Source organism: Comamonas sp. Y33R10-2 (assembly GCF_019355935.1).
Taxonomy (GTDB): domain Bacteria; phylum Pseudomonadota; class Gammaproteobacteria; order Burkholderiales; family Burkholderiaceae_C; genus Comamonas.
In genome coordinates this window covers 1,624,490-1,636,225 of the sequence record NZ_CP079925.1, presented here as the reverse complement: position 1 = coordinate 1,636,225, position 11,736 = coordinate 1,624,490, and the positions used below count along the sequence as shown (strand labels likewise).

Genomic DNA, 11,736 nt, shown 5'->3' with positions numbered 1-11,736 from the left:
GATTCCGCAAGCGCCCCTTGACCCTGAGATCCTTGGTCGCTTGCCTTGATGAGGATGTAGCATGAATTTTGACCCGAGCTGGGGCCAAGCAGGCCAATCTATTCAACAATTTTGGCAGGAGCAATGGGGTAAAAGCCTGCAGACACTGCAGCAATTTCAAGCAACTGCGCCTGCAGGCTTGGGTAACATGCCCGGTTTGGGTGAGGTGCCCCAATCATGGGCTGGGCTGCTGGAAGCCATGAAATCCGCCATGCCGCAAATGGCAGGCACTGCCGGCATTGCCGACGTGACGGCTCAGAGCGTTCAGTTTGATACCACCAAGCTGCAAGACTTGCAGCAGGAATACGTCAAAGCTTTTCAGTCTTTAAGCAATGCGCAGGCGATTGAAGCCATGCTTGCCAAAGACAAGCGCTTTGCTAAGCCTGAGTGGAGTGCCAACCCCATAGCGGCCATGGCTGCTGCCAACTATCTGCTAGGCAGTCGCATGCTCACTGGCATGGCTGAAGCGGTGAAGGGCGACGAAAAAACCCGCAGCCGCGTGCGCTTTGGGGTAGAGCAGTGGGTGGCTGCAATGGCGCCCAGCAATTTTTTGGCGCTGAATGCGGATGCACTGAACAAGATTGTCGAGACCAAGGGTGAGAGTCTGGCGCAGGGCATCTCCAACTTGCTGGCTGATATGAAGCAAGGCCATGTCTCCATGACAGATGAAAGCCTGTTCACCGTGGGCCAGAACGTGGCCACGACCGAAGGCGCGGTTGTGTTTGAGAATGAGCTGTTCCAGCTCATTGAATACAAGCCGCTGACGACCAAGGTGTACGAAAAGCCATTTTTGATGGTGCCGCCTTGCATCAACAAGTTCTACATTCTGGATCTGCAGCCTGAGAACTCGGTCATTCGCTATGCCGTCAGCCAAGGCCAGCACACCTTCGTGGTGAGCTGGCGCAACCCCGATGAAAGTCTGAGCGGCGCGACGTGGGACGATTACATTGAAAACGGCGTGATCAAAGCCATCAGCACGGTGCAGGACATTTGCACTGCGCCGCAAATCAATGTGCTGGGCTTTTGCGTGGGCGGCACCATGCTGACCACGGCCATGGCGGTGCTGACTGCACGCCATACCCGTGAGCATGGTCAGCCTGCAGCCAAGCCTAGTCGTAGCCGTAGCCGTAGTAGTGCCAGCGCTGCGGGCAAGACAGCTAGTAAGACCACCGCTAAAACTGAGGCCGCGCCGTTCCCCGTAGCCAGCATGACGCTGTTGACGACGCTGCTCGACTTTAGTGACACCGGCATTCTCGATATCTTTATCGACGAAAACATGGTCAAGCTGCGCGAGATGCAAATGGGCAAGGGCGGACTGATGAAGGGCCAAGACATGGCTTCAACCTTCAGCTTTTTGCGCCCCAATGATCTGGTCTGGAACTACGTGGTGGGCAACTACCTCAAGGGCGAGACACCGCCGCCCTTCGACTTGCTGTACTGGAACAGTGACTCGACCAATCTGCCCGGCCCGTTTTACGCCTGGTATCTGCGCAACCTTTACTTGGAAAACAGCTTGGTCAAGCCCGGCGCACTGACGGTGTGTGGCGAGAAGGTGGATATCAGCAAAGTCTCAGTGCCCGTCTACATCTATGGCTCGCGTGAGGACCATATCGTGCCAGTGAGCTCGGCCTATGCTTCGTCTCAAGTCCTCGGTGGCGAGCTGCGCTTTGTGATGGGGGCATCGGGTCATATTGCCGGGGTCATCAATCCACCTGCCAAGAATAAGCGCAGCCATTGGTTGCGTGACGACGGCGAATTTCCAGCCAGCTTTGACAGCTGGGTTAAAGAGGCGACCGAGTACCCGGGGAGCTGGTGGAGTGACTGGAGTGCTTGGCTAGGCAGCCATGGTGGCAAACAGGTAGCGGCTCCCAAAACTTATGGTCGCGCCAAGGTTTACCCAGTCATAGAGGCTGCACCTGGCCGCTATGTTCTGAGCAAAGTCTGAGGCACAATAATTTTTATATTGCGGTGCAGCATCAAGATGTGCCGCGATAGAAGGCAAGTCGTGGGGGCACGATGAACAAGCTGCGTCCCACGTGTATCACTCTTGTGTAAGAAACCTAGAAAGGTTCGTCAGCAATGGAAGACATCGTTATCGTTTCCGCCGTTCGTACGGCGGTGGGCAAGTTTGGCGGCTCTTTGGCAAAGATCCCTGCAACCCAGTTGGGCGCAACAGTGATTGCTGAAGCTTTGGCCCGTGCCAAGGTGGGCAAGGATCAAGTCGGTGAAGTCATCATGGGTCAGGTGCTCACCGCGGGTGTGGGCCAGAACCCGGCGCGTCAAGCCATGATGGCAGCTGGTATTGCCAAGGAAACCCCGGCTCTGACGATCAATGCCGTGTGTGGCTCTGGCCTGAAGGCTGTGATGCTGGCCGCGCAGGCGGTGGCGACGGGTGACAGCGAAATCGTGGTGGCCGGTGGCCAAGAAAACATGAGCTTGTCACCCCACGCAGTTCCCGGCTCGCGCGACGGTCAGCGCATGGGTGACTGGAAGATGGTCGACACCATGATCGTGGATGGCCTGTGGGACGCCTACAAACAGTACCACATGGGCATTACTGCCGAAAACGTGGCCAGGGAAAAGAGCATCACCCGTGAGCAGCAAGATGCGCTGGCGCTGGCCAGCCAGCAAAAAGCAACGGCGGCGCAGGATGCAGGCAAGTTCAAGGACGAAATCGTTCCCGTGGCGATTCCCCAGCGCAAGGGCGACCCTGTCGTTTTTGAGGCTGACGAATACATCAACCGCAAGACCAATGCTGAAGCACTGGCTGGCCTGCGCCCTGCGTTTGATAAGGCTGGCTCGGTCACGGCTGGCAATGCATCAGGCCTCAACGATGGCGCAGCTGCCGTGGTGGTGATGTCTGCTGCTAAGGCCAAGGCTTTGGGCCTGAAGCCACTGGCCAAGATTGTCTCGTACGCCACCAGCGGCTTGGCTCCTGAAGTCATGGGTCTGGGTCCCATCTATGCGGCCCGTAAGGCACTCGATCGTGCAGGCTGGAAGGCGGGCGATGTGGATTTGTTCGAACTCAATGAAGCATTCGCCGCGCAGGCCTGCGCTGTGAACAATGAGCTGCGTATTGATACTGCCAAGGTCAACGTCAACGGCGGAGCTATTGCCATTGGCCACCCCATCGGCGCGTCTGGTTGCCGTATTTTGGTAACCCTGCTGCACGAAATGCAGCGCAGCGGTGCCAAAAAGGGGCTGGCAGGTTTGTGTATTGGCGGCGGTATGGGAGTCGCTATGGCTCTTGAAGCCTGTTGAAATTGAGGCAGTAAGTTTGTGCAGGCAGCGCCCGTTTTTTTGAAACTAGCGCTGTTTGAGCAGCCCGTATGAAACCATCTCGAGACTTCCGCTAGAGAAGTTCAAGGTGCAATATGCTGGCAAGGGCGAGTAAGGACAAGGCATTTCGCGCTCCGGGATTTTTGAAGTTCAAGCGTGAAATGCATGGAGTAGTGCGTCCTCAGTGATAAGTAAAAATACAAAATCTTATTGCTGATAACGTTATCGTGAAATTACCATTGATAGGAGACATAGATGGCACAGAAAGTAGCGTACGTCACGGGGGGCATGGGCGGCATTGGGACCGCAATTTGCCAGCGTTTGCATAAAGATGGTTTCAAGGTCATCGCAGGCTGCGGCCCATCGCGCGACCACGAAAAGTGGTTGAAAGAGCAAGCGCAATTGGGTTACACGTTCTATGCGTCGGTCGGCAACGTAGGGGACTGGGACTCCACCGTTGAAGCCTTTGAAAAGACCAAGGCTGAGCATGGAAGCATTGATGTGCTGGTGAATAACGCAGGCATCACACGCGACCGCATGTTCATCAAGATGACTCCAGACGACTGGAAGCACGTCATTGAAACCAACCTGAACTCCATGTTCAACGTGACCAAGCAAGTGGTGGCGGACATGGCGGAAAAAGGCTGGGGTCGCATCATCAACATTAGCTCGGTCAATGGCGCCAAGGGCCAAGCCGGCCAGACCAACTACTCGGCTGCTAAGGCCGGTATGCATGGCTTCAGCATGGCGCTGGCGCAAGAGCTGGCCGCCAAGGGTGTGACCGTGAATACGGTCAGCCCTGGCTATATTGGCACCGACATGGTCAAGGCCATTCGCTCCGATGTGCTCGAGAAGATCGTTTCCGGCGTTCCGGTCAAGCGTTTGGGCGAACCTTCTGAAATTGCCTCGATCATTTCGTGGCTGGCTTCTGATGAAGGCGGTTACTCCACCGGCGCTGACTTCTCGGTCAACGGTGGCCTGCACATGCACTAAGCCTTTTCAGGCATTGAACAAAAGGAGCTTCGGCTCCTTTTTTAATAGCTGCCTATCTATGCGCTGTAAGCGCCATAGCTCTAAAAGACTCAGGTGTCGTGAAACAGAGCTAGAAATGACAAAACCCGCAGAAATGAATCTTGCGGGTTTTGTTGGGTTTGCCAGTTTGAGCTGGCTTGCACATCGGCAGTGAGGCTTGATTTTTCAGTGGCCTGTCAGTGCCGACTGCCTTGGCAGCTGGCTGCAATAGTCAGCGCGAGATTGCTCGTACGCGCTGTATTGCGAAAGAGCGCTTAACGCTTGCGATCGCGTTCGTCTTCGGGCCAGATGTTCATGATATTGAGGACTTGCATGGGAAATTTCTCCTGTATGCCTGTACAACGCTTGAAAGATTCAGCTCGTTGACAGCTTTTGAAAATTTTTTAAATCTTTTTATGAGAGGCCGAAGTCACGCTGCAAAGGCGGGAGCACGCTTGCGATCGCGTTCATCCCAAGGCCAAGCCATTGAGGACATTGCGGCGGCAGCCTGAGATGGCAGTGCTTTGGCGGTGTCGTTAACAGTGTGGGTCATTACAGTTCACTCCTTTGCATGTTCAACGCGCTGTCATGAGTGCTGGTTGACAGGAATATGAAAGAAACACGCAAGTAAATGCAACGAGCTAGCGGATGGATAGAGGTTGTGAGGCGAGAGAGCTAGATTTACTATCAAAAAAATAGCGCCCAGTCCATACAAAATATGGACTGGGCGCTATTTTGTTTAAACCAGATGGTTTTTTAGCAGGTCAATTAGCAGCTCGATCAGCAGGTTTCTGTGCTCAGCGCTTCGATTTGCTCTGACAGTTCCAGCCAGCGCTCTTCTAGCTGCTCGATCTCTCCGTTCACATTGCTCAGCAGCTTGCCGGCTTCGACGATGTCGCCAGCTGCCATGCCAGAGGTGGCCAGCTTTTCTTCAAGTGTGCTGCGCTGGGCGTTGAGCTGGGGCAGCTTCTTATCAATTTGCTCCAACTCCTTCTTGAAAGGCTTGGTTTTCTCAGCCAGTTGCTGGCGCGTGGCGGCGGCTAGACGGCGAGCTTCCTTGGGGTCAGCCATTGCGCCAGCAGCGGTTGCGACAGGAGCAGTCGACGTTGCAAGAGCTTGCGCTTTTGGCGATTCAACTACAGGCACTGCCTGCACCGCTTGGGCGGCAACCGCTGGAGTTTGAACTTCGGCAGACTTTGCGCTGCTGGCTTTGCTCTCTGCTTGCTTGGCTTCTTCGCGCAGGCGCTTGGATTCGTCGAGCAGGTAGCGCTGGTAGTCGTCCAGTGTGCCGTCGAACGGGCCCACCACGCCGCGGCCGACCATCCAGAAGTCCTCGCAGACCGAGCGCAGCAGCGAACGGTCGTGAGATACCAGCATGACGGTGCCATCAAAGTCGTTGATAGCCATGGCCAGCGCTTCGCGGGTAGCCAAGTCCAAGTGATTGGTTGGCTCGTCAAGCAGCAGCAAGTTGGGACGTTGCCAAACGATCATGGCCAGTACCAAGCGGGCTTTTTCGCCACCGCTCATGCTACCCACGGCTTGCTTGACCATGTCGCCGCTGAAGTTGAAAGTGCCAAGCCAAGTGCGCAAATCTTGCTCGCGGCTGGCGGCAGGAGCGGCAGAGCCCAAATCGCGGGCCAAACGGGCCATGTGCTCCAGCGGGTTTTCGCTAGGGCGCAGCACGTCCAGCTCTTGCTGAGCGAAGTAACCAATATTGAGGCCCTTGCCTTCGGTGACTTCACCTTCGAGCTGCTTCATCTCGCGGGCAATGGTTTTGACCAAGGTCGATTTACCCTGACCGTTGGCGCCCAAAATGCCAATGCGCTGACCGGCCAGTACCGAGCGGTTAACGCCGCGCAAAATGGTGGTCTTGTTGCCGTCTTCGTCTTGATAGCCGAAGGAGGCATCGTTGATGGCCAGCATTGGGTTGGGCAAGCTTGCGGGCTCTTTGAATTCAAAGGTGAATTCAGCTTCGGCCAGCACAGGGCCGATCTTTTCCATGCGTTCGAGCTGCTTGACCCGGCTTTGTGCCTGCTTGGCTTTGCTGGCCTTGGCCTTAAAGCGGTCAATAAACTTTTGCAAGTGCGCCATCTTCTCTTGCTGTTTGGAGAAGCTGGCGGCTTGCAGCTCAAGCTGCTGGGCGCGCAGCTCTTCAAAGCGCGAGTAGTTGCCGCCGTAGCGGTTGATTTGGCCGCCCTGAATTTGCAGGGTGACGTTGGTGATCGCGTCTAAGAACTCGCGGTCATGGCTGATGACGATCATCGTTCCGCTGTAGCGCTTGAGCCAAGCTTCCAGCCACACCAAAGCGTCCAAGTCCAAGTGATTGGTAGGCTCGTCGAGCAGCAACAAATCGCTAGGCGCCATCAGCGCGCGCGCCAGTTGCAGGCGCATGCGCCAGCCGCCAGAGAAGCTGTTGACCGGCTGGGTCAGCTCGGACACCTTGAAGCCTAGACCCAGAATCAGCGCTTGTGCGCGCGATTCTGCATCGTGCGCACCGGCATCGCCCAGGTCGATATAGGCTTGGGCGATTTCCATGCCGTCTTCAGATGCTTCTGCAGCAGCCAATTGGGCATTGAGTTCGGCCAGACGCGTGTCACCATCCAGTACAAACTGGGTGGCGGTGTCGTCCGTCTCGGGCATGTTCTGGGCCACTTGGGCCATGCGCCACTGGGGGGGATGAAAAAATCACCACCGTCTTCGCTGATGCTGCGGTTGAGCAGAGCAAACAGACTGGACTTGCCCGCACCGTTGCGGCCGACAAGGCCTACGGATTCTCCCGGGTTGATGGTGGTGCTAACCTGGTCGAGCAGGACTTTGGTGCCGCGGCGCAGCGTGATGTTCTTGAGGCTGATCATGAATGGCGGTGATTATCCCAGTGATTGGATGCCAGCCTGCGGCCCCGTGGAATAGGCCGGCGTGATAGGCGCTGTGCGCAGCGGCGCAAATTAGTGGCTTGAAGTGGCCGGTTGAAGTGGCTTTAGGCGCTTATTTAGCAGTAATGTCGGCGACATCTTACAAATTAAGCGTGAATGTGCTCGCAAGATCGCGTATCTTTTAATCCGTTACAGCTATGGAATAGATCTGGATCTAGCGCCTGATGCAGCCAAACTTGTCATATCCACCGCCACCTCGCCGGTCAGAGCAGCTGACACCTCCATCAAAGACTGAAGGAAAGACTGCTCCCCATTGGCGAGTGCAAGACATTGACTTCTCAGCCATTGATCGCGCGGCGGTGCAAGGTAATGAAGATCTTTTCTTCTTGCTGACGAGTGCCTCTTTCATCGAAACAGGCTCGGATACCTATGCCGTAAATCTGGCCGAGCATTTCGCCGCATGGCCTGAAATTGCGTCTTGGCTTAGTGCGCAGTGGGAGGGCGAAGAGTTGCAGCACGGCACTGCCTTGAGAGCGTATGTAGAGGCGGTGTGGCCTGCATTCCCTTGGCAGCAGGCTTATGACAGCTTTTTTGCCGAATATTCTCAGCTGTGCACCGTGGAAGAGCTAGACCCGGACCCCCGGCTAGAGTTGGTGGCGCGCTGTGTGGTGGAGACGGGTACGACCGCTTACTACCACACGCTGCGGGAGCTGAGTGATGAGCCAGTACTGAGTCAGTTGCTGGGCAATATTCGCAATGATGAGGTGAACCACTTCAAGCATTTTCTGAAGTTTTTCAAGGAAATGCAGAACGAATCTCCGGTGGGCCGCGCCCGCATTGCCAAGGCTCTTTATCGCCGCCTGAAGGAATTGCGGGAAAGTGATACGGAAATTGCACTGCGCCATGTATGGGGCCACAAAGGACGCTACTTTAAAGGGAGCGCCACCACCTTTGAAGGCATGGCACAGCGCATTTATGAGCTAATTAGCCGAAGCCTGCCAGCCGATCTGGCGGTGCGCATGCTTCTTAAGCCCATGCTGCTGCCGCCCCGTGTGGAAGGGCTGATCCGTACTCCGATTTGCAGACTGGCGACACGAGTGATGTCGTACTAAGTGAGCTTCTAGCTTCTTCTTCCCTCGGCCAAAGGTGCATCACGACTTTCTGTTTCATGCTGGGCCGATTTAACGTCAAGAATGGTGATCTAAACACAAGGTCAGTGGTTTGTAGGGTGCCGGTTTGCTTGAGCGCGGGACTAGCGTTGAATCACTGCGTATTTCGCAGATGCTGGGTCACTTCCTTGAGCCAGTCCAGCAGATGTCGTACAGCGGGTCGCATGCCGCGGCGGCCCAAGTGGACAGCATGGATGATGCTGGTGGGGGGCTTGAGGTCGAGGGCAATATCCATCAAGCGGCCCTGATCTACATCCTCACGGACATAGACCTCGGGAATCATGGCAATGCCTATGCCTTGTAGCGCGGCGTCACGCAAGGTGGTTAGGTCATTGACCATGAGGCGCGGGCGAATTTGCACATCCACCGGCATGCCATCTTGCGCAATGAGTTGCCAGGAGGGCAGGGCACCGCTGGTCTTCCAGGCGATGGTGGGCACATGTTCCAGGGTTTCTCGCAGATTGGGTTGCAAGGCGCTGGCCCATGAGGGGTGGGCGACCAGACACAGCTTCATGCGCCCTAGCACCACAGGCACGAAATGCTGGGGGTAGTCCATCTGCGCGCGGGCACGAATCACAAAGTCCACATCTTCGTTTTGAATGTCCACGGGGCGGTTGGAGACTTCCAGCTCAACACGTACCTGGGTGTAGGTTTGCATGTAGCGCAGGATCTCATTGCCCAGATGTAGGTGCATCAGTGAGGGGGAATGGCGGCACGTACGATGCCACTGGGCTCACGCTGCAGATTTTCCACCAGCGCCACGGCATCATCCACCTGCGCAAAGATGTCTTGGCTGCGCTCATGAAGAATATGGCCCTGCTCGGTCAGTTTGAAACTGCGGGTGCTGCGCTCGATCAGGCGTGCACCCAGAGCGGCCTCCAGCTCTGAGATATGGCGGCTGAGCGTGGCGCGGGATTGCCCCGTCTTGCGATGGGCGGCGGTGTAGCCGCCAGCGTTCACCACGTCGAGAAAAATCTTCAGGCTATGGAGATCAACCATGGCAAATATTCAGCCTCTCGGTGGATGACAGTCAAGTACAGGTATGCGCTGGCCGGTGCTAATAGGCTTGAACACGGGTGGTAGCACCGGGTTACTTGTATCAAAAATGGAATAGTGACGATCAATTGTGGCGCATTTTTAGGCTTTTGCACTGCGTAGTATGCAAGTCATGGATGGTTCAGGAATTGATGCATCGCTTCCGCACGTTGGTCATCCCCACTAACCACCGCGTATTTCACGCATTGATTGGAGACTTCATGCAAAGCACAGTAATGATCGCCAAGACCTACGGGCAGGCCGAGGTTCTCGAGTTCGCCAACGTGGAATTGCCGCCACTGTCCGTCGGCATGGCACGCATCAAGTTGCACGCCGCGGGCATCAACCCTATTGATGCCAGACGCATGACGGGCGAGTTTCGCCATGCCTCCACGCCACAGACCTTTGGTACCGAGTTTGCGGGTGAGATTGTGGAAATCAATGCGCCTGCCGCTACTGGCGCTAGCCCCTGGTCGCTGGGCAGTGCGGTACTGGGATCAGGCGGCGCGTTCACCCATGCGTCCGTGATTGATGTGCCAGTGGGCAACCTGCTTGCCAAGCCAGCCTCCATGTCCTGGGAAGTCGCAGGCTCTCTGGCGGGTGTGGCCCAGACGGCTATGACCATCCTTGATGAAATCGGGGATGTACGTTCACTGCTGGTGCACGGCGCTTCGGGGGGCGTTGGCTCGATCACGGTACAGCTGGCCAAGGAGCGCGGCATTAACGTGGTAGCGACGGCGTCCGCAGGTAACCAAGAGTATGTGCGTTCTCTGGGAGCGACCGCTGTGGTCTATGGTGAAGGGCTTGTAGAGCGGCTCAAGGCCGTGCATCCACAGCCCTTTGATGCCTCCATCGATATGGCCGGGAACGAAGATGCCACGCAGGCCTCTCTGGCAACGGTTGTGCCTGGTGGCTTCATGGGCACGATTGCAGGTCGAAAGCTGTCATCGCCACTCATCAAGGCGGTCTGGGTACAACGCAATCCGGCCAATTTGCAGCATGTGGTGGATGGTGTGGCGGACGGTCGCTTCAGCTGGGTGGTAAGCAAGGCCTATCCATTTGCCGATGCAAGGGAGGCGTTTACCAACATTTTGGAAGGTCACAGCCGGGGTAAAACGGTGCTGACGTTCTGAAAATAAGACGTGCTGAATGAGGCGCGATACGGGGAGTAATGCACGGCTCCTAAGCGCTCGGTATGCTGAATGTGCATGTTTGACGAGTTGAAAGACTCCAAGGAGGTTTTGTGTCACACGACAACCCCACGATCATCCTCAGTGCCCAGGCGCTGGAGCGTCGCCTGCCAGGCATCGATCCCTTTATCTTTGGTGCTTATCACCAGGATCACTATCCCCGTGGCAACGGCCAGCTAGGACCTGATGCCCAGTTGCTGCAGGGCCGGGAGATCGGTATGGACTTCAGCGGCAAGGATGGCTTCAGCATGTACCACGGTGATCAGGTACCCGGCTTTCCCGCCCACCCGCACCGTGGCTTTGAGACCGTGACCATCGTGCGCAAAGGGCTGGTGGACCATGCCGACTCCCTGGGGGCCACCGCCCGCTATGGCGAAGGCGATGTGCAGTGGCTCACGACTGGCAGCGGTGTGCAGCATGGTGAGATGTTTCCCATGGTGCATGAGGACAAGGACAACCCGCTGGACCTTTTTCAGATCTGGCTGAACTTGCCTGCCAAAAGCAAGATGGCACCGCCCGAGTTCACCATGTTCTGGGCCAATGAGATCCCCATGGTGGTGCAGACCGATGCCCAGGGACACAAGAGCGAGGTGGAGGTCATCGCCGGCGACTATGCCCCTGTGGATATGGCGGCTGCAGGCGGTCAAAAGCTGGTCAAGGCCCTGCCACCCCCGCAAAACTCCTGGGCCAGTGAGCCTGGAGCCGATGTGGCGATCTGGATCATCCGCCTGGAGCCCGGTGCCCGGCTGGTGTTGCCCGCAGCGGTGGGGCAGTCGCGCCGCGCGCTGTACCTGACCACAGGGAGTACGTTGACGGTGGATGGCCACCGCTTCAACCAGCGTGTGATGGTGGAGGTGCAGGCGGCTCATCCTGCACCGCTGGCCAACGAAGGCACGGAGGTTATTGAAGTGCTGCTGCTACAAGGCAAGCCCATTGGCGAGCCTGTGGTGGCCCAAGGACCGATTGTGATGAACACGCAGCAGGAAGTGATGCAGGCCCTGCACGACTACCAGCGTACGCAGTTTGGCGGCTGGCCCTGGCCCACCTACAAACACACCCATGGCACCGAGGGACGGTTTGCACAACACCCGGATGGGCGTCTCGAGAAGCCCAAACCGGATGTGCCCAAGCCTTGAACAT

Annotated in this window: 9 protein-coding genes and 1 pseudogene; 6 read left to right on the top strand and 4 right to left on the bottom strand. The window is 56.6% G+C overall.

The genetic code is table 11. The features are described from left to right. The first annotated feature begins 61 nt into the window (after positions 1-61). From KUF54_RS07375 to phbB, 3 genes are all read left to right on the top strand, one after another. A complete protein-coding gene (locus KUF54_RS07375; protein WP_219345985.1) occupies positions 62-1,984 on the top strand; it encodes an alpha/beta hydrolase in 1,923 nt (640 codons plus the stop codon). A gap of 134 nt (positions 1,985-2,118) precedes the next feature. Continuing rightward, positions 2,119-3,300 carry an acetyl-CoA C-acetyltransferase gene (locus KUF54_RS07370; protein WP_219345984.1) on the top strand — a complete coding sequence of 394 codons (1,182 nt, stop codon included), beginning with the start codon at positions 2,119-2,121 and terminating at the stop codon, positions 3,298-3,300. 273 nt (positions 3,301-3,573) lie between these two features. Next, positions 3,574-4,311: an acetoacetyl-CoA reductase gene (phbB, locus tag KUF54_RS07365; protein WP_219345983.1), complete on the top strand. Its 738-nt coding sequence runs from the start codon at positions 3,574-3,576 to the stop codon at positions 4,309-4,311. A gap of 448 nt (positions 4,312-4,759) precedes the next feature. Here the strand turns inward: phbB and KUF54_RS17410 are convergent, their stop codons facing one another. Both KUF54_RS17410 and KUF54_RS07360 read right to left on the bottom strand, forming a co-directional pair. Continuing rightward, positions 4,760-4,882, bottom strand: coding sequence for a hypothetical protein (locus KUF54_RS17410; RefSeq protein ID WP_255576374.1), 123 nt, complete (start codon positions 4,880-4,882; stop codon positions 4,760-4,762). 227 nt (positions 4,883-5,109) lie between these two features. Further along, positions 5,110-7,184, bottom strand: a pseudogene (locus KUF54_RS07360) (ABC-F family ATP-binding cassette domain-containing protein). Between the two features lie 242 nt (positions 7,185-7,426). On the opposite strand from KUF54_RS07360, the gene KUF54_RS07355 reads away from it, so the two are divergent. Beyond that, positions 7,427-8,314 (top strand): ferritin-like domain-containing protein, encoded by an 888-nt coding sequence (locus tag KUF54_RS07355; protein WP_255576372.1) that lies wholly within the window; start codon positions 7,427-7,429, stop codon positions 8,312-8,314. Positions 8,315-8,465: 151 nt separating this feature from the next. On the opposite strand, the gene KUF54_RS07350 is transcribed toward KUF54_RS07355, so the two are convergent. Continuing rightward, complete coding sequence (locus tag KUF54_RS07350; RefSeq protein WP_255576371.1) at positions 8,466-9,029, bottom strand: LysR substrate-binding domain-containing protein; 564 nt, start codon at positions 9,027-9,029, stop codon at positions 8,466-8,468. 35 nt (positions 9,030-9,064) lie between these two features. Then, the gene (locus KUF54_RS07345) at positions 9,065-9,370 is read right to left on the bottom strand and encodes a LysR family transcriptional regulator (RefSeq protein ID WP_219345981.1); all 306 of its coding nucleotides are present in this window, start codon (positions 9,368-9,370) and stop codon (positions 9,065-9,067) included. A gap of 257 nt (positions 9,371-9,627) precedes the next feature. Between KUF54_RS07345 and KUF54_RS07340 the strand changes: the two genes are divergently transcribed. Together KUF54_RS07340 and KUF54_RS07335 are read left to right on the top strand one after the other, a co-directional pair. Then, a complete protein-coding gene (locus KUF54_RS07340) occupies positions 9,628-10,539 on the top strand; it encodes an NADP-dependent oxidoreductase (protein WP_219345980.1) in 912 nt (303 codons plus the stop codon). 110 nt (positions 10,540-10,649) lie between these two features. Beyond that, complete coding sequence (locus KUF54_RS07335; RefSeq protein ID WP_219345979.1) at positions 10,650-11,732, top strand: pirin family protein; 1,083 nt, start codon at positions 10,650-10,652, stop codon at positions 11,730-11,732. The last annotated feature ends 4 nt before the right edge of the window (positions 11,733-11,736 follow it).